Raw genomic sequence first — 21,421 nt, forward strand, 5'->3', positions numbered from 1 at the left:
CAATTATTATCATGGAAAATCAATGTTAAAATTCTATGCAATTCCGTATCTTTGGGAAAAATTTTTACAAAAATGATTGAGTGGAAAACCGCCAAAGAATACGAAGATATCACCTATAAAAAAAGTAATGGTGTCGCAAGAATCGCTTTCAACAGACCGGAAGTTCGCAATGCTTTCAGACCCAAAACGACATCGGAATTATATGATGCTTTTTACGATGCTTATGAAGATCCTTCGATAGGAGTTGTGCTGCTTTCGGGAGAAGGGCCAAGTCCTAAAGACGGTGGCTGGGCTTTCTGCAGCGGTGGAGATCAAAAAGCAAGAGGTCATCAGGGGTATGTGGGAGAAGACGGCAGACATCGATTGAATATTCTGGAGGTTCAGCGACTGATCCGTTTTATGCCGAAAGTCGTTATTGCAGTGGTTCCGGGATGGGCTGTCGGAGGCGGACATTCTCTTCACGTAGTTTGTGATTTAACATTAGCGAGTGAAGAACACGCTATTTTCAAACAAACGGATGCTGATGTTACCAGTTTCGACGGAGGTTATGGTTCTGCATACTTGGCAAAAATGGTAGGACAGAAAAAAGCCCGTGAGATTTTCTTTTTAGGTAGAAACTATTCTGCGCAGGAAGCTTTAGAAATGGGAATGGTAAACAAAGTGGTTCCTCATGCAGAGCTGGAAGACACGGCTTACGAATGGGCACAGGAAATTTTAGCCAAATCCCCGACTTCCATCAGAATGCTGAAATTCGCCATGAACCTTACCGACGACGGAATGGTTGGTCAGCAGGTTTTTGCCGGAGAAGCAACGCGTCTTGCCTACATGACGGAAGAAGCGAAAGAAGGGAGAAATGCATTCCTTGAAAAAAGAAAACCTAATTTCGGGGAAGATCAATGGATATCTTAAACATAGGCAATTGGTAATAGGTAATGAGCAATAACGGCATTACTTATTACCAATTACTCATTACTTATAAACTATGACTGACTGGATAAAAGCCGCAAGGCTTAGAACATTGCCGCTCTCTTTAAGCGGAATTATTATGGGTGCTTTCATTGCCAGATGGAGATTGTACGGTGAAGGCGGAATATGGGACTGGAGAATTTTTGCACTCGCACTTTTAGTGACTTTATTGTATCAGGTTTTATCAAACTATGCCAATGATTACGGCGACGGGGTAAAAGGTACCGATGCTAAAAGAGTTACCGAAGCGGAAGCACGCGCGGTAGCCTCAGGAAGAATAACGGCGAAACAGATGAAAAATGCAGTGATCCTGCTTTCAATTTTGTCTTTTGTGGCAACAGTTGGATTGCTTTATGTAGCTTTCATCCCGGATTATATGAATGAATTTTACATTTTTATAGGCCTTGGAGTTGCAAGTATCTTAGCAGCCATTGGATATACGATTGGTAAAAAACCTTATGGTTACATGGGATTGGGAGATATTTTCGTATTTATCTTTTTCGGACTGGTTTCTGTTTGCGGAAGTTATTTTTTGTTTACAAAATCGTTCAGCTGGGATATGCTGCTTCCCGGAACGGCCATCGGAATGATGAGTATGGCAGTCCTGAATCTCAATAATATGAGGGACATCGAAAGCGATAAACTATCAGGAAAAAACAGTCTGGCTTTAAGGTTAGGGTTTAAAAACGCAATGATTTATGAAATGATCCTGTTACAGCTTCCATTAATTTTAATGTTAATGTTTTTAGCGGTGAATGGATTTTTCCAGACTCAGAATTATTATGTTTTTATCGTGATGATTCTGATGCTTCCGTTAATGAAAATCAGAAGACAGATTATGGCTGTTAAAAACCCGCGGGAACTTGATCCGTTTTTAAAGCAGGTAGGAATTATGACGTTTATGATGGCGGTTCTTACAGCTTTAGGGCTTAATTTCTTTCATTAAATAAAAGTCGGTTTAGCATTATCGGTGTCATGCTGAGCTTGTTGAAGCATCTCTAGTTATAACAATTCAAAAATAAATTAAAATGAAAATACAATATCTGGGACAAAACTGTTTTTTGTTCACCTACAAAGACAAAACAATTTTATCAGATCCTTTTTACAATTACAAAAAAGCAGAATCTGGTTTTGATATTTCTGCACAGAAAATCGATTATATTTTACTGACTCATGCGCACGGGGATCATATTGCAGACGTTGAAGAGGTTTTGCAGCATCATCCTGAAGCAACGATTATAGCAGTTCCTGAAATCTGCGGATATTTTAAAAGCGCAAAAAATACGGATGATGTGAACTTAGGAGGATCGGCAAAAATCGACGATCTTAAAATCTCCATGGTTCCGGCCCATCATACAAGTTCGTTTCCTGACGGAAGCTACGGAGGGGTACCGGTAGGGTACATTTTCAGGTTACCTGAAGGCAAAAACCTATATCTTGCAGGGGATACCGGTGTGATGGCGGATATGGAGCTTTTTCCGAGATTATACGGCCATTTGGACCTTTCTATTCTTCCGGTTGGAAGTCACTACACCATGTGTCCGAGAAAAGCAGCTTTTGCAGCAGCAGAATTGTTGAAAACACCGAAAGTGATCGGATGCCATTTTGATACTTTCCCTGCCATTGAAATTAACCATGAAAGTGCGTTAAAACATTTTGCGGATAAAAATGTCGAACTTGTTTTGCCAAGATTGGGAGAGGAGTTTGAATTTTAAATAATGTTGAAAGGTAATTTGAAAATGCTGAAACTTTTGGAAACAAAAAAAGATAATCTTCAGATTACCTCTCTTCAACTTAAATCAATAAAAAATGGCAAGCTACCTAAATCACACCGCTACGACCAATTACCTTTGCTGCGTTCCCACCCTGGAGGATTCTCAGGAGCTGGTTGTTTAGGACTTGCCGTTGCAAAGATAGGAATATTTTATAAAATTAAAAGTGTTATTAAAGAAAATTAACTGCAAAAATACTTTATCAGTGCTAATTTGCTGAGATTTAGAGCAATAATTTTTCAGAAATTTTCTAAAAATTTAGATATGACGAAAAACCCTTCCACCTTAGGAATTTTATTATTTGGAGCTACGATGATTGTTTTTTTCGTAGTGTATTACTTCTTTTCAGGAGTTGAATATTTTGATATTTCATTGAAAGCCAATGCTTTCGTTTTGCCCATTATTTATGCAGGGACTGCGTTCTGGTCTGTAAAAACATACTGGAGCAGTCACAAAACAGTGAGCTTCAGGGATGCTTTTAAAAGAGCTTTCATCCCTATGTTTATTGGTGGGATTTTATCGATTTTCAGTATCTATGCTTTTCTGAATTTCGTAGATACCGATGCCAAAAAACTTCTGAATTATCAATATGTCACCAGACAAAAATCCGAATTGGATAAAGAATATACTTCTGCAAGAAAGATTTTAAAACATCAGAAAGATATTGATGAGCTTGATCAGAAATACATAGAAAGGCTTCAAAGTTTTACGCCGGAGGCAGTTAAAGGTAAAGATATGCTTACCGCAAGTCATTTTTCAGGATATTTTGCAGCAATACTTATATTTTATGTAGTTTTGTCGTTGTTTTTCGGAGCATTTTTCAGAACAAGAACGATATACCAGGAAACAGAAATTAAAGAATAATTTTTTATCAGAATTAAATGAATTTATCTATAGTTATTCCGTTATTGAACGAAGAAGCTTCTCTGGAAGAGCTTTTCTCAAGAATTGATAAAGTATGCAGATCCAACAGTTTATCGTACGAGATCTGGTTTGTAGATGACGGAAGTACAGACTTGTCATGGAGCATCATTGAAAATCTCAAAGTTCAGAATCCGCAGATCCATGCCATTAAATTTTCTAAAAACTACGGAAAATCACAGGCGCTTCATGCAGCTTTTGAAAGAACAAACGGAGATGTTATTATTACCATGGATGCCGATCTTCAGGACTTTCCTGAGGAAATACCGGAATTATACTCAATGGTGATCAATGAAAATTACGATATTGTTTCAGGTTGGAAAAAGAAGCGTTTTGATAATGTAATGACGAAAAATGTACCGTCGAAATTATTTAATGCTGCAGCAAGAAAAGTTTCGGGAGTTTATCTTCATGATTTCAACTGTGGACTGAAAGCTTATAAAAAACAGGTGGTAAAAACCATTGATGTATACGGAGATATGCACCGCTATATTCCTGTTTTGGCTGCCAATGCAGGCTTCAGGAGAATTACGGAAAAAGAAGTGCAACACCAGGCAAGACCTTACGGAACTTCAAAATTCGGAACCGAAAGATTTATCAGAGGTTTTCTGGATTTGGTAACCCTTTGGTTTGTAAGTCGTTTCGGGGGAAGACCGATGCATTTTTTTGGGGCAGTGGGAACATTAATGTTTATTGTAGGTTTCCTTTCTGCACTTTGGCTGGGTGTTTCCAAACTGATTGATGTAGCAAGAGGGATGTATGGCCATCTGATTACTGATAATCCGTGGTTTTTTATTGCTTTAACGATGATGCTGATGGGAACATTGCTTTTTATCGCGGGATTCTTAGGAGAAATGATCATCAGAACAAACAGAGAGCATAAAAATTATAATATTGATGAGGTGATTTAAGATGAATCAAAAGAGTTGTTTAAACTGTGGTCATTCAGTTTCCGATGAGTTTTGTCCTCATTGCGGACAGAAAACCGACACGGCAAGAATAACTCCCCGTTCAATTATTAAAAATGATATTTTAGGATCGATCTGGCATTTTGAAGCCCGGTTTTTCAATACTTTAAGAGATATTATATTCAGTCCCGGAAAGACGGCGATGAATTATATTGCAGGAAAAAGAATCAGATACAACAATTTTATCCCGTTGTTACTGGTTCTTTTCAGCTTTAATGTACTGGGATTGCATTATTATGAAAAATTTGCACCGGCAGAGGTTCTTGCCGAAGATTCCGAGGTTAAAGATTTCCTGTCAAAATATTCAAAAGCTATTTTATTTATTGTTATTCCGATGCTTGCAGTCAATGCATATTTTCTTTTCAGAAGAATAAAATTGAATATTGCGGAGCATTTTATCATCGGAACTGTTAGTCTTTTAGGAATTTTAACCTTATTTTTGTTGGATGATATTGTAAGTCTTATTAGTCTGTGGAAACCGGTTTCAAGGATTTTCAATAGTATTGACAGAGCCTTATTCGGTATTGCTGTTCTTTTTCCTGCTGTTACGTATTGGAATGCATTTAAAAATTCATTTACAACATGGGAATTAGCTTGGAGAGTAGCGGGATTGTATTTTTTAATGGGACTGGAAAGTTCGGTTATAGGTTTAATCTTATATGAAGTATTTTAAATGAATATGAAAGGTATTGTATATATATTCTTAGTATTATCGGTAATTTCCTGCGGAAAAGTTTCTCCAAAAGGAAATATTGAAAGAAAAGATGTGGAAGTTCCGGAATTTGTAAATCTGGATCTGGAAGGAAAGTTTCGTGTATTCTACGCAAGAGGAACTAAAAACTTTGTGGAGATTGAAACCTATCCTAATGTTGCTGATAATCTTGATGTGGATGTTGATGATAAAACATTAACGATTAAAGAAAAACGGGGGACAAAAGGAGTTGATTTTTATAATATTACCATCTATTCAAAATACAACCTTGAAAAAATTGCTATTTCAGATTCTGTAGAAATGAATATTTCAAGTGAAATTAAAACCGATAATTTTAAGCTTAATTTAAAAAATTACGCTACATTTATGGGTTCGGTAAACACAAGGAGAGCAGAAGTAGGGATGCAGAACCGAAGCAGAGCAAACTTTTTGGGGCAGACCAAAGATGCTGTTATAAAAATCTCTGATACGGCAAGCCTGATTGCTCCTTACTGGCAAATTGAAAACCTGAATATCGAATCTAAAAACGGAAATTATGCTGAAGTCAATGTGAAAGATTCATTGAAAGGTCAGATTCAGAATACAGCGAAATTTACATATTATAACGATCCGATCCGTGCATTTAAAATTGATAAAAACGCAAAAGTGGAAAATAAAAAACTGGATTAATAGATAAGAAAAGGCTGGAAGAGAGAAGCTGGAGGATGGAAGATTAAACACACAAATAATATGATGGAAAAAATAATAGCTGATGAGTTTTAAATTTGAGAAACTAACTATTTGGCAGAAATCTATGAATTTTGGGGAATATATTTTTAAATTATCTCAAAATTTCCCAAAAGATGAATCCTTTAATTTAACATCACAAATTAGAAGGGCTTCTGATTCTATTGCTCTTAATATTTCTGAAGGAAGTATTTTACAGTCAAGATTAGAGTTTAGAAAGTTTTTAGGATACTCTATCCGCTCTTTAGCTGAAGTGGTAACCTGCTTATATAAAGCGAAAAATAGGAAATATATCTCAGAAGATGATTTTAATAAATTATATAATGAAAGCTATAATATAATGAACCAGATTATAGCATTTAGAAATAGGATAAAAGAATAATAATTAGCTGGAAGTTTGAAGCTGGAAGACTTCCTTGCTTCCATCTTCCAACTTCCGGCCCAAAAATACACGAAATACAAATATGACAACATTAGAAAAAGCAAGACTTTGGTTACACGAGTCATTTGATGAAGAAACAAGAAGTGCCGTCCAATTATTAATTGAGGGTAATTCGCCGGACCTGGAAGATTCTTTTTACAGAGAGTTAGAATTCGGAACAGGTGGAATGAGAGGAGTTATGGGTGTTGGAACCAATCGTTTAAATAAATATACCTTAGGTCAAGCTACACAGGGACTTGCGAATTATATGTTAAAGCAGTTTCAAGGTGAAGAAATTAAAGTTGCCATTGCTTATGATGTAAGAAATAACTCCAGGGAATTTGGAAAATTAGTAGCTGATGTCTTAACGGCAAACGGAATCAAAGTATTATTATTCAAAAATCACAGGCCAACCCCGGAGCTTTCCTTTACGGTAAGAGACAGGAAATGCCACGGAGGAATTGTTTTAACGGCATCTCATAATCCGCCGGAATACAATGGTTACAAAGTATATTGGAATGACGGTGCGCAGATTGTTCCGCCACATGACGAAGCGATTATTAACGAAGTATATTCCGTAAAATTTGAAGAAATCAAATTCAACGGAAATGATGATTTAATAGAATGGATCGGAGAGGAGCAGGATGATGTCTACATTGATGCATGCATCAAAAATTCTACATATCAGAATGTGGGAAAAGAAAACCTGAATATTGTTTTCACATCCATTCACGGGACAACGTATACCACTGTTCCTAAGGCTTTAGAAAGAGCAGGTTTCAAAAAGATTGACCTGGTAAAAGAACAGATGATCCCAAGCGGAAATTTCCCAACGGTAGATTCTCCCAATCCTGAAGAACCGGCAGCGCTGGAAATGGCAATGGATCTTGCTAAAATTACCAATGCTGATATCGTAATCGGAACAGATCCGGATGGAGACCGATTGGGAATTGCCGTAAGAAACCTGGATGGAGAGATTCAACTGCTGAACGGAAATCAAACGAATACCATCCTGACTTATTATATTTTAAATGAATGGAGAAAGCAGGAAAGAATTACCGGGAAAGAATTCATAGGGTCTACTATCGTAACCTCTGATATTTTCTTTGATATTGCACAGAAATTCGGGGTTGACTGTAAAGTTGGTTTAACCGGATTCAAATGGATCGGAAAAATGATCCGTGATTTTGAAGGCCAGGAAAAATTCATTTGCGGCGGAGAAGAAAGCTTCGGATTTATGACAGGAGATTTTGTGCGTGATAAAGATTCTTGCGGAAGTATTGTTTTAGCTTGCGAAATCGCAGCATGGTGTAAAGCGAACGGAAGAACAATGTATCAATATCTTATTGAAATTTATCAGGAAACCGGAATGTATTATGAAGGTTTGGTAAATCTCGTAAGAAAAGGAAGAGACGGAGCAGAAGAAATTCAGAATATGATGAAGAACTTCCGTGAAAACCCGCCAAAATCATTAGCAGGATCGCCGGTAGAAGAAGTAAAAGACTTTAAAGAACAAACGAATTTCATCGTTTCAAAGAATGAGAAAAAGGTAATGGACGACATTCCAAAGTCGAATGTATTGATTTATTACACTCAGGACGGGACTAAAGTTTGTGTAAGACCTTCCGGAACGGAGCCTAAGATCAAGTTTTACATATCGGTAAAAGATGATATTACTTCTGAAGCGGATTTCAGGGATAAATTAAAATCTCTGGAAGCTAAAATTCAGGAGGTAAAAAGAGATTTACAACTCAATTAAATATAGCAATGTATCAATCTAGCAGTTTACCAATTACAACATGGTTACACTGTTACAGGAGTATATTGTTTAATTATTATATTAAATAAATTTAAATTAAATAAAGTGAAAGTTTCAAAATTAGCGGCGAACCTGATCGGTTCTGAAATTGTAAAAATTGGTAATGAAGTAAACGATTTAAAGGCAAAAGGAGCGGAGATTGCCAACCTGACGATTGGTGACCTTAATTCTAATATTTATCCCATTCCTGCCAAATTAAAGGAGGAAATTCAGAAAGCGTATCAGAATAATCTGACAAATTATCCGCCTGCTAACGGACTTTTATCTTTAAGAAAAGAAGTTTCAAAAGATTTAAAAACAAGATGGAACCTGGATTATTCTCCAAACGATATTCTGATCACAGCTGGTTCAAGACCTTTGATCTATGCTGTATACAAAACTATCGTAGACGAAGGAGACAAAGTAGTTTACCCAATTCCTTCTTGGAACAATAATCATTATGCATACCTTACTTCAGCTGATGCAATAGAAGTAAAAACAACTCCTGAAAATAATTTTCTTCCTACGGCAGACGATTTAAGGCCGCATCTTGAAGGTGCCGTTCTGCTGGCTCTCTGTTCACCACTGAATCCTACGGGAACGATGTTTACTAAAGATCAGCTTTCAGAAATCTGCGAATTGGTTTTAGCGGAAAACAAAAAAAGAGGGGATGATGAAAAACCATTATACTTAATGTATGATCAGATCTACTCTAACCTTACTTTCGGTGCAGAGCACGTAGATCCGGTTTCTCTTTTCCCGGAAATGAAAGAATATACAGTGTACATCGACGGTATTTCAAAATGTCTTGCCGCTACGGGCGTTCGTGTAGGATGGGGATTCGGGCCAGCTCATATCATGGATAAAATGAAAGCGCTTCTTACACATGTAGGAGCTTGGGCGCCAAAACCTGAACAGGAAGCTACCGCAAAATATTATGAAAACCCTGATGATGTAAATGCTTTTGTTGAAGATTTTAAAGGAAAGTTAGAAGCTAGTCTGAAAGTTCTGCATGCAGGAATCCAGGATCTGAAAGGTAAAGGATTAACTGTTGACAGCATCGAGCCGATGGGCGCGCTTTATCTTACCATTAAATTAGATTACATCGGAAAAACAAAACCGGACGGAACAGTGATTAAAAACTCTTCTGATCTTGTTTTCTATCTTATTAATGAAGCAGGAGTTGCGCTGGTTCCTTTCTCTGCTTTCGGAGAAGATAAGTCTGAGCCTTGGTTCAGAGCTTCTGTAGGAGGTTTGGCTATCGACGAAATTGAAGTCATGATGCCGAAACTGGAAAGAGCTTTGAACGATTTGAAATAGTTTAAAATATATGCTTCGATAAGCCCGGCATGACAACTCTAAGACTAATTATGCAGTATTGGCAGCTTTTTTTTAGAGATGTCACGCTGAGCGGAGTCGAAGTGTTTTTTAAATGTAATATTTCTATGCATAAAAAATGAAAATTCCTTCAAAGAACTTTCTTGAAACCAAACTGTTGAGTTTATGTACTTTGACAGTTATTGTTGTAGTTGTTTTAAGTATCTGGTTGTCGGGATTATCTTATCAAAGGACTTTATTACAGAATTTTGTTTTTTCAACTTCAATTTTGGGAGTTGCATTTTTCCTTTTCATCAGTTTAGGTTTATATTATGGGCTTAAATTAAAGGAAAATGTTGGAAATATATTAAACAGCGAACGAGTAAAGAAGGCTGCAGACAAAATGCCTTTACTTGATAGTTTTAATTTTGATCCGCCCACTGTTGGTGATGGTATCGGAAGTATTATCCTTTCAATTATTTTGTGGTTCGTAATAGCAGTTCTTTTTACTTTCCTGCTTTATTTTTTAGGTGTTTTCTTTTGGGTAATGATTTTATTATTTGCAGCCATGCTGTACTGGATTTTTTTCCGTGCTTTACGATTGGTATTTAAAAACTCAAAATACTGTAGAGGAAATTTAGCGAAAAGTTTAGGTTTTGGGTTATTTTACTCTTTTTTATATCTATCATGGATTTACGGAATCATTTTTCTGGTTAATTATTTAAATTAAATTTACATCAAAAAATATAAAAATGAAAATCATTGCAGTTATCCCCGCACGTTACGAAGCAAGCCGTTTTCCGGCAAAACTGATACAGATGTTAGGAGAAAAAACCGTTATCACAACAACGTATCAGAATGTGGTGGAAACGGGTTTATTTGATGAAGTTTTTGTAGCAACGGATTCCGAAATTATTTTTGATGAAATTGTAAAGAACGGCGGAAAAGCAGTGATGACCGGGCAGCATGAAACCGGAAGCGACCGTATTGCGGAAGCGGTACAAAATATTGATTGCGATATCGTGATCAATGTTCAGGGAGATGAACCATTTTTAAAACTTGAACCTTTACAACAGCTCATCGAAGTCTTTCATCACGACGAAAATCAGGAAATTTCTTTAGCTTCCCTAAAAATAAAGCTTCATGAAAAAGAAGAAATTGAAAATCCGAATAATGTAAAAGTAATTACCGATAACAACGGTTTTGCGCTGTATTTCAGCCGCTCTGTGATTCCTTTTCACCGCGAAACTTCCTATCATGTTGAGTATTTTAAGCACATTGGCGTTTACGCTTTCAGAAAGCATGCTTTGATTCAGTTTTCAAAACTGGAAATGAAGCCCCTGGAAATTTCGGAAAAAATAGAATGCATCCGTTATCTTGAATATGGCATGAAGATCAAGATGATAGAGACCAATTTTGTAGGAGTAGGAATTGATACACCTGAAGATCTTGAAAAAGCAAGAAAGTTAATTTGAGAATTTTTTTAAATAGATAATTTGAAATATGATGTCAGTTTTTGTATTTTCATACTGCTGCAATTTCAAATTTTCAAATTAAAAAAGCCTTATATTTGGCGTGATAAAATGAAATTAATGAAAAAGTTACTCTTAGTATTCGTCCTGATATTTTCGCATTCAATTGTTGCCCAGACTGCAAAGGATATTATTGATAAAAATATAGAATTATCCGGAGGATTAACCAATTGGAAACTTTTAAATTCCATATTACTTCAGGGAAAAGTGATTTTAGGCGTGAGAGATGAATACCCGATCAAAATCTATCAGCAGCGTCCCAATCTTACGAAAACGGTTATCACCATCGGAGGGAAAGATACTGCCATTGAAGGGTATGATGGAAAAAAAGGATATGCTATGAACTATGCAACCAATAAAGTTCAGGAATATCCGGATTACAGCCCCGAAAGTTTTGACAATGACTTTATCGACTGGGAAAGCAAAGGTTTTGACGCTAAATATTTAGGAAAGGAAAAAATTGGAAATATTTACTGTCATAAAGTTGAATTAACGAAAAATGTTAATGTAAACGTCTACTACTTTGATGCGAAAAGCTATATGCTTGTAAAAGAAGTAAAAAAAGATGAAACTTTATTGTACTCAGATTATAAAAAGGTAGGAAATTTGTTGTTGCCTTTCAGGATAGAATCATCAAGTGCAAAAAAAGACGGTGACTATGTAATGTTGATCAACAGAGTTGATATCAATAAAGTATTTCCGGACAATACATTCAAATTTTAATCAAATAATAAAATGGAGTTATGAAAAAGTTATTTTTAATGTTTCTTTCGGTAGTTGCATTTTTCAACAGCTGTGCTCAGAAAAAAAGTGAAGAATCTAAAGCCAAAACCAATCAACTTATGGGAAAATCAATATATGATTTCAAGGTGGATGCCCTGGAAGAAGGAAAGCAGATCAACTTTGCAGATTTCAAAGGAAAGAAAATTCTTATCGTGAATACGGCATCAGAGTGCGGATTTACACCGCAATATGCTGATCTCGAAAAAGTTTCGCAGGAATATAAAGACAAATTGGTGGTAGTAGGATTTCCGGCCAATAATTTCGGAGGGCAGGAACCGGGAACCAATAAGGAAATCGGTGCTTTCTGCCAGAAAAATTACGGGGTTACTTTCCCGATGGCTGCAAAAGTTTCCGTAAAAGGTAATGATACGGCACCAATCTTTAAATATTTAACTGAAAAAGATCTGAACGGAGTAAAAAATACTACGATTCTCTGGAATTTTACAAAATTCTTAATTGACGAAAACGGAAAACTGATTGATTCATTTGTAAGTACTACGAAGCCTACTGATGAAGCAATTACCAAGTATTTGAAATAAATAACAAAAAATATCGTTATTGAGTGGATTTTTATCCACTTTTTTAATTTTAAACCATGAAAAAACTGATGATCATTTTTATCCTGATTTTTTCCATAAAAGGATTCTCCCAGGATTCTTATTTTTTAGGAAAAACGAATTATTGCACACCGGAAAAAGCAGATTCAAAAAAAATATTTGAAGATGCAATTTCTGCTCTAAATTTCCCTAAAAATTATCTCTTACCAACCATGGCTTTATTCAAAACGGCAAAAGAAGATCCTAAATATTGTGATGTTTTTTTCCTTGCAGGATATTATGCCAGACTGCAAAATCTGCACAAGGAAGCTTTGGTTTTATATTATGTAGCAGACAGCCTTGCCCAAAATAAAGCTCCGATATTTAAGCAAAATCTTGCCATACAGTTTATGAGATTCGGAAAAGTTGATAAAGCGCGTGAGAAGTACGAGGAAATGGTAAAATATTTTCCGGATAATCCTGAAGGCTATTATGGAATCGGGAATACCTCCATTGTAATAGGAGATTACGATAAAGGCCTGGAAAATCTTAAGCAGGCAGAGGAAATATATAAAAGATCAGGGAAGATTAAAGATGATGTAGTCTATATGTATGGAATGCTGTATGCCATGAAAGAAGATTATGAAGCTGGGCTTCCGTACCTAGAAGACGCCTATGGTACTTATAAAAATGATGAAGGTTATCTTTCGCTGTATTCACTCTCATTAATAAAAATTGGGAAAAGCAGAAATGACGAAAAGATGATTAAGAAAGCCAATAAGATGTATAATAAAATAAAGAACAAAGAAGGTGTTCCGGACATCAAAAAAAAGTTGGCTGCCGAGTTCAGTTAGAAAATTATAATATATCAATACATACAGTGTAGCAATGTACCCATTCAAATCCGGACGTTGTTACACTGTCTTTTTTATATCTATCAAGTATCACTTCTCGGCAAAACAGAAAATATTTCCCAGTTTTATGCTGGAATAGCCGTTGCTTTTTATTTTTGAAGAATTAATCATCGCCTTTGCTAAAATATCTGTTGGCAGCGGTTTCTGGCTTTCTAAAAGTCCTAATTTATTCGCAAACTTGATAATCCTGCTCCCAAGAACTTCCCCCGTTCTGTCGGAGTCCTTCCGTTTCAGCATTCCAGGTTTAAAAATGGTGATTTTTTCAAAATGTAATTTTTTAACAGCCTCTTCAAGCTCGCCTTTCATTCGGGAATAAAATATTTTGGATTTCGGATTGGCACCGTATGCAGAAACCAGAATATAATCTTCCACGTTATTTTCTTTGGCAGCTTTGGCAAATTCATACTGATATTCGAAATCTACTTTCCTCTGTGCTTCTTTGCTTCCGGCTGCTTTTAAGGTTGTTCCCAGGCAGGAAAAAGCAACATCACCTTTTACTTTATCTTTCCATTCTTCCGGATGATCAAAATTCACTACCTGTATTTTTAGCTTATCATTTTGAATATCAACCGGTTTTCTCACGAAAATTGTAATTTCCTCAAAATCTTTGTCTGTAATCAGCTGGTTGATCAAGTCTTTTCCGGTAGCGCCCGTAGCACCAATGATTAAAGCTTTCATAATAATCTTTTTGTGAATTGTTGTTTGCTTCTTAAATTTACTAAATTTGGAACAATAAACAATTAGATAAAATAAACTTTAGATAAGATCATTAATCAATCATCATTAATCGTCAATAAAAAATTACTCATTACCAATTACTTATTACACATAAACCATGGATGCTAACGAAATTTTAGAGTACTGCAATGCTAAAAAGAGTGTTACTGAAAGTTTTCCTTTTGATAACGAAACACTTGTCCTTAAAGTTGGCGGAAAAATGTTTCTTTTAATGTCTTTAGAAAGACAGCCATTGCAAATCGCCGTAAAAACGGATCCTGAATGGAGTACAGAACTTCGCGAGCAATATCCGCAGATTACCGGTGCTTATCACATGAACAAAACCCACTGGAATTCCGTTGAGATCAACGGACTGAAGAGAGAGCTTATCCTTCAGCTTATTGATCATTCCTACGAACTTGTTTTTAAATCTTTAACCAGAAAAATTCAGAATACAATACTTAATTCCTAAATAAAACTAATCCGAACATGAGGAAAATACTAATTTCCGCGGTCTACTTTTTGTCCGTTGGTGCATTTGCACAATCTAAAGAACAGTCTAAAACCTGGGAACTTTTGCTAAACAATAAAAGAGTAGAAGCACGAAACTTTTATGATAAAAATTTAAAAAATAATACAACAAAAGACTTTGAAAATCTCTTTCTCGATGCAATGATTGATGAAGAAATGGGACAGATGATTTTTGACGAAACATTCATTAAAAATTTTGCCGATTTTAAGCTGGATGATTCTTATTTGTACCCGATATTAAAAAAAACATTTCTTTTGGCAGATTATGAAAACTCGGGATTTGATGATAACTCATACAAAAAGGTTGATTTCTTGGCACAGCATCCGTTATATGGAGAAAATGTATCGGTTATTGAATTTAAAGCGACACTAGACAGAATCAGGAATAACTACAAAAGTGCAGACGATTTTTTGTCTAAAATTAAACGCATTGATCAATGGCAGTATGCAGGTGTATTTGAAAACCTTAACGGAAGCGGACTTTACAATGAATATGAACCTGAAAATATAGCCAAAAGCGACAAGCTCTTCAATGCCAACAGTTTCGGATATGTCGGCTGGTATAACAGAAAATTTCCATCTAACGACGGTTTTGAATTTTTCATCAATGAAACGGAATATGGCAGAGGGATCATGTATGCCCAAAGTTTCATCGAAAATCCGGTTGAAAGAAAAATTCTACTGGAAGTAGATACCAATGCAGAATTCCGGTTGTTTTTGAATGATACGGAAATCCTGGCAAGCACAACAGATGGCTATACAAATCTGGGATCACATCTGGTGGAAGTTTCATTACCAAAGGGGATGAACAGGCTTCTGCTGAAGTTTGATGTAAAAGATGCTAAAACTGCCTTTATGGTGGTGCCGTATGATACCAATTATCAGAAGATCTCTGATCTGAAGTATTTTGATACGTATAAAGCATATCAGAAAACTTCCCCTGCACAATTACAGGCAAAAGAACTTCCCCTGAAGTTTGAAAGACTGTTAAAAGGAAAAGTCGCTGAGAATCCGGATAGTTTTTTCTATAAATATTTACTGGCCGCAGGTTATCTTAACAATTTCCAGAACGATCAGGCAAAAGAAATTATTGACCAGATGATGAAAAGCTATCCCAAATCATCGATAGTACAGAGTCTTCTGGCTTCCTATTACAACAACCTTGAGGATAAAGAAAAGGTCAACGAAATATACAAAAACATAGAGATTAACGATTCTGAATATTTTCTCGTGCCGCTTCTGAAAATGATGGATGGAAATAAATTCCAGAATATGTCTATTCAGGAACTTGAAAAATACAGGAATATTTTAAACAAAACCAAAGCTAAATCTATAGGTGGTTTTTTTGATGTAGTTATCGCAATGCGAAACAGGGATATGGAAAAAGCCAAGTCGCACATTGCGAATCTTAAAAAAGATTTTGCCAACAACGAAAGGTTCTTCAGTATTTTTACCACATTGGAAGATATGGATAAAAAGGACCAGAGCTCTACCATCAAAAAATTTGAAGATGTATATGCACAGAAGAGCAGTCCTGATATTATGAACACGCTTTACAGCTTGTACCAGAAATCAAATCGTGTAGAAGATCAGAAAAAAATTCTTAAAAAATATATGGAATTATATCCTTCCGTAAATTCTTTCAGAGTCCAGTACCTGAACCTTCTCGACGAAAATGTTCAGAACCCTGAATACGGAACCGGACTTGAAGATGCTTTGGCCAATTTCCCATATTCTTACTCGCTGCCGGCTGCTAAAGCAGAATATCTGGCAAAACTGAACAAAAAAACAGAAGCTGTACAATTTGCCAAACTTTCTCTTTCTCATAATACGGACAATGAGCAGATGCACAAACTTTTAAGAGATCTTGACCATACAGAAGATGAAATTGATAAAGTAGGCATCAAAGATCTTTATAAGCTTGTAAGCGACCGAAGAAAGAACGCAGCTAAAGGAAAAAAAGGCGTTACAACACTCTTGGATGAGTATATTGTAAATGTTTATGATGAAGGAGGCTTTAAGAAAAGAAGCACATACGCTTATGAAATTACTTCCGAGAACGGAATCGAAGAACTGAAGGAATACGGAATCGATTATTATGATGATGTCATCAAAGCAGAAATCGTAAAGCCGGACGGAAGTATTATTCCGGGAGAAAGATCATCGGAAAAGATTGTATTTACCAATCTTGCCGTGGGAGATGTCATTCTTATCCAGATAGAAAGTTTAGAAAGAAAGAGCGGAAGATTTTATAAAGATTTTAATGTAAGCTCTTATTTTAATTCGCAATATCCCGTTGTAGAATCTGTCTTCACCGTAATAACGCCGGAAAATCTAAATTATCAGGTTAAATGCAATAATAAAGAAGTAGTGTCTGCGAAGAAGAAAGCAGATGGGAAATTATACCAGACCTGGAAACTTAATAATCTGGAAGAAGTGAATTTTGATGAATATTTCGGACCGACCTTTTATGATACAACCATTTCCGTAACGGCAAATTCCATCAAAACATGGCAGGAAATTGCGACCTGGTACTCAGATCTTACAAGAAAAAGTCTTGTCTCGGATAAAGTGGTGGAAAAAGCATTTAAAGAAATTTTTCCATCAGGAATTTCAGGAATGAACGATGCAGAGAAAGCAGAAAAAATTTATAATTATATTGAAAAAAATATAACGTATAGTTCGGTAGATTTCCGCCAGAGCGGTTACATTCCTCAGAAGCCTTCTAAAACACTCAGTACAAAGCTGGGCGACTGTAAAGATCTTTCGACATTGTTTGTAATTCTTGGAAACCAGGCCGGACTTAGATCCAATCTCGTGCTGGTACAGACCAACGATAATTCCGCACAGCGTTTGCTTTTACCGAACTTAAGCTTTAATCACTGTATCGTAAAAGTAAATCTTGAAGGAAAAGAAACCTTCCTTGAAATGACGGACAAATTTCTTCCTTTTAATTCCCTTGTAAAAGGCAACTACAAAGCAAAAGGTTTGGTTATCGATACGGATAAGAATTCATCGGGAAATGCAGGTCTTATAGAAATCCCGTCTGCCAATAATGCAGAGTCAATATTTAAAACCACCAGTGAAGTTAACGTAAACGGAGATGATCAGAATTTTACCGTAAAACAATACGTAACAGGAGAATCTAAAAGTTATTACAACAATTTCTTTCAGGAATCTCAGACCGATGATTCCCGCAAGAAAAATGTAGAAGAGGAAATTGGGTCTGTTTTGGATAAAGTCATCAGTGTAAAAACCGTCAAACTTCTGGAAGGAAAAGATCTTACTTCAAAACCTTTGGCATACGAAGTTCAGTTTAGTGTAAATGATAAACCGCAGTCTGTAGGCAGTCTGAAAATTATGAAAATTCCTTTCGTAACAAAGCCTTTCACAAAAGAAATTGTAGCTACGGAAAACCGGAAAACGGATATTGTGTACACAAGATATGAGAAAGAGAAAAATTATTTTGAAGAAGTTTATCTGAATATCCCGGAGACCATGAAATTTATTGAAATTCCGGAAAATAAAACATTGGCGTACAACAATTTTAAATATTCTATCAACTATGAGCTGGTAAAGAACAACAAGCTGAAAATTACCAGGATTGCTGATACACCCTGGGATAATATTAAAGTCGGGCAGTATACCGAATTTAAAAAATTCGTAGAAGAGGCTATGAATGCAGAAAACCAGATTTTAGGGTATAAATAAAAACAAAAGCTTACAAATTAATTGTAAGCTTTTTTTATTTAAAAATGAAATTTTCAGTTCGTTTTTTATCTTCATCCAGTTTTTCAATCAGTTTTTCAAGACCTTCAAATTTAATTTCATCGTGCAGGAAATCCCTGAAGGCAACGGTAATTTTTTCGTCATAAATATCTCCGTTAAAATCAAGAATATACACTTCAACAGTGAGCTTTTCTCCATTCACAGTAGGATTGGTCCCGATACTCAGCATTCCTTTGTATTGCTGATTTTTAAGAAAAACTTCTACAATATAAGCACCTTTTTTCGGCAAAAGTTTAACCTGATCTGTTTCGATATTGGCAGTTGGATAACCAATGGTGCGCCCTATTTTTTTACCATGAACAACTGTTCCGGAGACAGAGTAGGAATAGCCGAGCATTTCGTTGGCCTCAATAATATTCCCCGATAAAAGAGCATTTCGAACTTTGGTGGAACTGATGTTATTTTCATGAATATTAATGGCTTCCATCTGCTCAACTTCAAAATCCAGTTCTTTGGAAAGTTTCTGAAGCAGTTCAAAATTTCCGCTTTTATTTTTACCGAAAGAATGGTCATAACCAATAATAAGATACTTAATATTAAGTTTATCAACCAAAATTTTTCTTACAAATTCCTCGCCGGTAAGATTTCTGAATTCTTCATCAAATTCTTTTAAAAATAAAGTGTCAATACCATATTTTTCCATAAGAAATTTTTTCTCGTCCAGCGTATTGAGAAGCTTTAAATCTTCATTCGGATTAAAAACAAATCTTGGATGAGGCCAGAATGTAAGTATTGCTATTTCAAGGTGATTCTCCGTACCTACTTTTATTAATTCATCGATTATACTTTTATGCCCGAGATGTACCCCGTCGAACATCCCTAAAGATAATGCTAAAGGTTTTTGAGACGTATAATCATTAAAATTCCTGAAAACTTTCAAAATGAAAAAATTTTGACTGCAAATATAAGCAAACTAATGTAACAATATAGCAATGTATTAATTTAACAATATATAAAGCCAGCACTTTCTATCACCAGCGATTTAATTGGTAAACTGTATATTGCTACATTGAATAAAAGTATGATAAAAATCTGTTTTTTACCAATTGCGGGTTAAGCAAGAATCATTATATTTGCACCAAGAAAAAATTTAGCAATGGCAAACCAAATTAAAGGTAAAATTTCTCAAATTATTGGTCCGGTAATCGACGTTGTCTTTACTGATGTGGAAGCAGTTCCAAGCATTTATGACGCGTTAGAAATTACAAAGGATAACGGTGAAAAAGTAGTTTTAGAGGTAGAACAGCATATTGGAGAAGATACGGTAAGATGTATCGCAATGGATGCTACTGATGGTCTTAAAAGAGGGCAGGATGTAATCGGATACGGAAATCCTATTACAATGCCAATCGGAGAGGCTGTAAACGGAAGACTTTTCAACGTTGTTGGTGATGCTATCGACGGGCTTCAGAATATTTCTAAGGATGGAGGACTTCCTATCCACAGAGAAGCTCCAAAATTTGATCAACTTTCAACTTCTGCTGAAGTTTTATTTACAGGTATTAAAGTAATCGACCTTATCGAGCCTTATGCAAAAGGGGGGAAAATCGGTTTGTTCGGTGGTGCTGGTGTAGGTAAAACCGTATTGATCCAGGAGTTGATTAATAATATTGCAAAAGGACACGGAGGTCTTTCTGTTTTCGCCGGAGTAGGTGAAAGAACGAGAGAAGGAAATGACCTTTTGAGAGAGATGTTGGAATCAGGAATCATCAAATATGGTGAAGATTTCATGCACTCTATGGAAAACGGAGGTTGGGATCTTTCTAAAGTAGATTTGGAAGCTATGAAAGAATCTAAAGCGGCATTCGTTTTCGGACAGATGAATGAGCCACCTGGTGCAAGAGCGAGAGTAGCACTTTCCGGTCTTACATTAGCTGAATATTATAGAGACGGTGGTGAAAGCGGACAAGGTAGAGACGTACTTTTCTTCGTAGACAACATCTTCCGTTTTACACAGGCTGGTTCTGAGGTATCTGCACTTCTTGGTCGTATGCCATCTGCGGTAGGTTACCAACCGACGCTTGCTTCTGAAATGGGTGCGATGCAGGAAAGAATTACTTCAACTAAAAATGGTTCAATTACTTCAGTACAAGCGGTTTACGTACCTGCGGATGACTTAACTGACCCGGCTCCGGCAACTACATTTGCCCACTTGGATGCAACAACGGTACTAGATAGAAAAATTGCTTCTTTAGGTATTTATCCAGCGGTAGATCCATTGGCTTCTACTTCAAGAATCCTTGCTCCAGAAGTAATCGGTGAAGAACATTATAACTGTGCTCAGAGAGTAAAAGAAATTCTTCAGAGATACAAAGCACTTCAGGATATCATCGCCATCCTTGGTATGGAAGAACTTTCTGAAGAGGACAAATCAGTGGTTTACCGTGCAAGAAAAGTTCAGAGATTCTTGTCTCAGCCTTTCCACGTAGCAGAACAGTTTACAGGTATTCCTGGATCTTTAGTAGATATTAAAGATACCATCAAAGGATTTAACATGATCATCGATGGAGAATTGGATCACTTGCCGGAAGCAGCTTTCAACCTGAAAGGTACCATCGAAGAAGCAATCGAAGCCGGACAAAAAATGTTAGCTGATAACGCATAATAATGCTAATTGCTGATAGCCCATAGCTATTAGCCAAAAGCCAAAAGCAATTAAAATGAATATAAAAATTTTAACACCAGAATACGTAGTTTTTGAAGGAGAAGTAGACTCGGTATTATTGCCTGGAAAAAATGGTGAATTCCACATCATGAAAAACCACGCAGGAATTGTTTCTTCTTTGATCGGTGGTAAAGTGAAATTGTACACAAAGTCTGTTGATGAAGCGTATAATAAGTATTTTACCAAAGAAAATGAGAAAGATTCTGTTTTTTCTTATCCTATCAAAAGCGGTGTTGTAGAATTTAATCATAATAAAGGAATTATCCTTTGTGAATAATTAAATGAAAAGCTAAATATATTTTTCAAGAAAGTGTAACTTTGGTTACACTTTTTTTATGTTATGTAAAATCTGG

The 21,421-nt window shown here is 36.0% G+C and carries 21 protein-coding genes and 1 other RNA gene; 19 read left to right on the forward strand and 3 right to left on the reverse strand.

Annotated elements, in window-relative coordinates; all coding sequences use genetic code 11:
* Nucleotides 1–72 precede the first annotated feature (72 nt).
* From ODE14_RS03590 to ODE14_RS03600, 3 genes are all read left to right on the forward strand, one after another.
* Nucleotides 73–909, forward strand: coding sequence for a 1,4-dihydroxy-2-naphthoyl-CoA synthase (locus ODE14_RS03590; protein ID WP_169230680.1), 837 nt, complete (start codon nt 73–75; stop codon nt 907–909).
* Nucleotides 910–982: 73 nt separating this feature from the next.
* Nucleotides 983–1,912: a 1,4-dihydroxy-2-naphthoate octaprenyltransferase gene (gene menA / locus ODE14_RS03595; protein WP_263602998.1), complete on the forward strand. Its 930-nt coding sequence runs from the start codon at nt 983–985 to the stop codon at nt 1,910–1,912.
* 82 nt (nt 1,913–1,994) lie between these two features.
* Nucleotides 1,995–2,681 (forward strand): metal-dependent hydrolase, encoded by a 687-nt coding sequence (locus ODE14_RS03600; RefSeq protein ID WP_248393598.1) that lies wholly within the window; start codon nt 1,995–1,997, stop codon nt 2,679–2,681.
* Nucleotides 2,682–2,773: 92 nt separating this feature from the next.
* Here the strand turns inward: ODE14_RS03600 and ffs are convergent.
* Nucleotides 2,774–2,871, reverse strand: an RNA gene (ffs, locus tag ODE14_RS03605) — signal recognition particle sRNA small type.
* 131 nt (nt 2,872–3,002) lie between these two features.
* On the opposite strand from ffs, the gene ODE14_RS03610 reads away from it, so the two are divergent.
* The 12 genes from ODE14_RS03610 (at nt 3,003) to ODE14_RS03665 (ending at nt 13,306) form a co-directional block, all read left to right on the forward strand.
* Nucleotides 3,003–3,602 carry a DUF4199 domain-containing protein gene (locus tag ODE14_RS03610; protein WP_263602999.1) on the forward strand — a complete coding sequence of 200 codons (600 nt, stop codon included), beginning with the start codon at nt 3,003–3,005 and terminating at the stop codon, nt 3,600–3,602.
* Between the two features lie 17 nt (nt 3,603–3,619).
* The gene (locus ODE14_RS03615; RefSeq protein ID WP_248393596.1) at nt 3,620–4,570 is read left to right on the forward strand and encodes a glycosyltransferase family 2 protein; all 951 of its coding nucleotides are present in this window, start codon (nt 3,620–3,622) and stop codon (nt 4,568–4,570) included.
* 1 nt (nt 4,571) lies between these two features.
* Nucleotides 4,572–5,300, forward strand: a complete 729-nt coding sequence (locus tag ODE14_RS03620) for a DUF3667 domain-containing protein (protein WP_263603000.1) — start codon at nt 4,572–4,574, stop codon at nt 5,298–5,300.
* 6 nt (nt 5,301–5,306) lie between these two features.
* The gene (locus tag ODE14_RS03625) at nt 5,307–6,008 is read left to right on the forward strand and encodes a DUF2807 domain-containing protein (RefSeq protein ID WP_263603001.1); all 702 of its coding nucleotides are present in this window, start codon (nt 5,307–5,309) and stop codon (nt 6,006–6,008) included.
* An 82-nt stretch (nt 6,009–6,090) separates the two neighbouring features.
* On the forward strand, nt 6,091–6,447 hold the full coding sequence (locus tag ODE14_RS03630; RefSeq protein WP_248393593.1) for a four helix bundle protein: 357 nt from the start codon (nt 6,091–6,093) through the stop codon (nt 6,445–6,447).
* Nucleotides 6,448–6,529: 82 nt separating this feature from the next.
* Nucleotides 6,530–8,245 (forward strand): phospho-sugar mutase, encoded by a 1,716-nt coding sequence (locus ODE14_RS03635; protein ID WP_263603002.1) that lies wholly within the window; start codon nt 6,530–6,532, stop codon nt 8,243–8,245.
* A 105-nt stretch (nt 8,246–8,350) separates the two neighbouring features.
* Nucleotides 8,351–9,604, forward strand: coding sequence for a pyridoxal phosphate-dependent aminotransferase (locus ODE14_RS03640; RefSeq protein ID WP_263603003.1), 1,254 nt, complete (start codon nt 8,351–8,353; stop codon nt 9,602–9,604).
* A gap of 136 nt (nt 9,605–9,740) precedes the next feature.
* Entirely contained in the window at nt 9,741–10,331 is a 591-nt protein-coding gene (locus ODE14_RS03645; protein WP_263603004.1) for a hypothetical protein, read from the forward strand.
* A gap of 22 nt (nt 10,332–10,353) precedes the next feature.
* Nucleotides 10,354–11,076: a 3-deoxy-manno-octulosonate cytidylyltransferase gene (gene kdsB / locus ODE14_RS03650; protein WP_263603005.1), complete on the forward strand. Its 723-nt coding sequence runs from the start codon at nt 10,354–10,356 to the stop codon at nt 11,074–11,076.
* Between the two features lie 117 nt (nt 11,077–11,193).
* A complete protein-coding gene (locus ODE14_RS03655) occupies nt 11,194–11,856 on the forward strand; it encodes an outer membrane lipoprotein-sorting protein (protein ID WP_248393588.1) in 663 nt (220 codons plus the stop codon).
* A 20-nt stretch (nt 11,857–11,876) separates the two neighbouring features.
* Nucleotides 11,877–12,455 (forward strand): glutathione peroxidase, encoded by a 579-nt coding sequence (locus ODE14_RS03660; RefSeq protein WP_263603006.1) that lies wholly within the window; start codon nt 11,877–11,879, stop codon nt 12,453–12,455.
* Nucleotides 12,456–12,511: 56 nt separating this feature from the next.
* A complete protein-coding gene (locus ODE14_RS03665) occupies nt 12,512–13,306 on the forward strand; it encodes a tetratricopeptide repeat protein (protein ID WP_263603007.1) in 795 nt (264 codons plus the stop codon).
* 90 nt (nt 13,307–13,396) lie between these two features.
* Here ODE14_RS03665 and ODE14_RS03670 read toward each other — a convergent pair whose 3' ends face one another.
* Nucleotides 13,397–14,044 carry an NAD(P)H-binding protein gene (locus ODE14_RS03670; RefSeq protein WP_263603008.1) on the reverse strand — a complete coding sequence of 216 codons (648 nt, stop codon included), beginning with the start codon at nt 14,042–14,044 and terminating at the stop codon, nt 13,397–13,399.
* Between the two features lie 157 nt (nt 14,045–14,201).
* Here ODE14_RS03670 and ODE14_RS03675 point away from each other — a divergent pair, with 157 nt between their 5' ends.
* On the forward strand, nt 14,202–14,555 hold the full coding sequence (locus tag ODE14_RS03675) for an MmcQ/YjbR family DNA-binding protein (protein WP_248393583.1): 354 nt from the start codon (nt 14,202–14,204) through the stop codon (nt 14,553–14,555).
* Nucleotides 14,556–14,572: 17 nt separating this feature from the next.
* Nucleotides 14,573–18,325 carry a transglutaminase domain-containing protein gene (locus ODE14_RS03680; RefSeq protein ID WP_263603009.1) on the forward strand — a complete coding sequence of 1,251 codons (3,753 nt, stop codon included), beginning with the start codon at nt 14,573–14,575 and terminating at the stop codon, nt 18,323–18,325.
* A gap of 34 nt (nt 18,326–18,359) precedes the next feature.
* On the opposite strand, the gene ODE14_RS03685 is transcribed toward ODE14_RS03680, so the two are convergent.
* Complete coding sequence (locus tag ODE14_RS03685; protein WP_263603010.1) at nt 18,360–19,283, reverse strand: bifunctional riboflavin kinase/FAD synthetase; 924 nt, start codon at nt 19,281–19,283, stop codon at nt 18,360–18,362.
* A gap of 216 nt (nt 19,284–19,499) precedes the next feature.
* On the opposite strand from ODE14_RS03685, the gene atpD reads away from it, so the two are divergent.
* Nucleotides 19,500–21,008, forward strand: coding sequence for a F0F1 ATP synthase subunit beta (gene atpD, locus ODE14_RS03690; RefSeq protein WP_169230663.1), 1,509 nt, complete (start codon nt 19,500–19,502; stop codon nt 21,006–21,008).
* Nucleotides 21,009–21,063: 55 nt separating this feature from the next.
* Nucleotides 21,064–21,345, forward strand: a complete 282-nt coding sequence (locus ODE14_RS03695; RefSeq protein WP_066436270.1) for a FoF1 ATP synthase subunit delta/epsilon — start codon at nt 21,064–21,066, stop codon at nt 21,343–21,345.
* Nucleotides 21,346–21,421: the final 76 nt, after the last annotated feature.

It is taken from the genome of Chryseobacterium sp. PET-29 (assembly GCF_025736815.1).
Taxonomy (GTDB): domain Bacteria; phylum Bacteroidota; class Bacteroidia; order Flavobacteriales; family Weeksellaceae; genus Chryseobacterium; species Chryseobacterium nepalense.

Bases quoted from the DNA above. Each gene is read 5' to 3' on its own strand.
- ODE14_RS03675 (WP_248393583.1), top strand. From the start codon at position 14,202: ATGGATGCTAACGAAATTTTAGAGTACTGCAATGCTAAAAAGAGTGTT.
- ODE14_RS03615 (WP_248393596.1), top strand. From the start codon at position 3,620: ATGAATTTATCTATAGTTATTCCGTTATTGAACGAAGAAGCTTCTCTG.
- ODE14_RS03645 (WP_263603004.1), top strand. From the start codon at position 9,741: ATGAAAATTCCTTCAAAGAACTTTCTTGAAACCAAACTGTTGAGTTTA.
- ODE14_RS03590 (WP_169230680.1), top strand. From the start codon at position 73: ATGATTGAGTGGAAAACCGCCAAAGAATACGAAGATATCACCTATAAA.
- ODE14_RS03680 (WP_263603009.1), top strand. From the start codon at position 14,573: ATGAGGAAAATACTAATTTCCGCGGTCTACTTTTTGTCCGTTGGTGCA.
- ODE14_RS03660 (WP_263603006.1), top strand. From the start codon at position 11,877: ATGAAAAAGTTATTTTTAATGTTTCTTTCGGTAGTTGCATTTTTCAAC.
- ODE14_RS03670 (WP_263603008.1), bottom strand. From the start codon at position 14,044: ATGAAAGCTTTAATCATTGGTGCTACGGGCGCTACCGGAAAAGACTTG.
- ODE14_RS03635 (WP_263603002.1), top strand. From the start codon at position 6,530: ATGACAACATTAGAAAAAGCAAGACTTTGGTTACACGAGTCATTTGAT.
- menA (WP_263602998.1), top strand. From the start codon at position 983: ATGACTGACTGGATAAAAGCCGCAAGGCTTAGAACATTGCCGCTCTCT.
- kdsB (WP_263603005.1), top strand. From the start codon at position 10,354: ATGAAAATCATTGCAGTTATCCCCGCACGTTACGAAGCAAGCCGTTTT.
- ODE14_RS03610 (WP_263602999.1), top strand. From the start codon at position 3,003: ATGACGAAAAACCCTTCCACCTTAGGAATTTTATTATTTGGAGCTACG.
- ODE14_RS03620 (WP_263603000.1), top strand. From the start codon at position 4,572: ATGAATCAAAAGAGTTGTTTAAACTGTGGTCATTCAGTTTCCGATGAG.
- ODE14_RS03655 (WP_248393588.1), top strand. From the start codon at position 11,194: ATGAAAAAGTTACTCTTAGTATTCGTCCTGATATTTTCGCATTCAATT.
- ODE14_RS03625 (WP_263603001.1), top strand. From the start codon at position 5,307: ATGAAAGGTATTGTATATATATTCTTAGTATTATCGGTAATTTCCTGC.
- ODE14_RS03665 (WP_263603007.1), top strand. From the start codon at position 12,512: ATGAAAAAACTGATGATCATTTTTATCCTGATTTTTTCCATAAAAGGA.
- ODE14_RS03695 (WP_066436270.1), top strand. From the start codon at position 21,064: ATGAATATAAAAATTTTAACACCAGAATACGTAGTTTTTGAAGGAGAA.
- ODE14_RS03600 (WP_248393598.1), top strand. From the start codon at position 1,995: ATGAAAATACAATATCTGGGACAAAACTGTTTTTTGTTCACCTACAAA.
- ODE14_RS03630 (WP_248393593.1), top strand. From the start codon at position 6,091: ATGAGTTTTAAATTTGAGAAACTAACTATTTGGCAGAAATCTATGAAT.
- atpD (WP_169230663.1), top strand. From the start codon at position 19,500: ATGGCAAACCAAATTAAAGGTAAAATTTCTCAAATTATTGGTCCGGTA.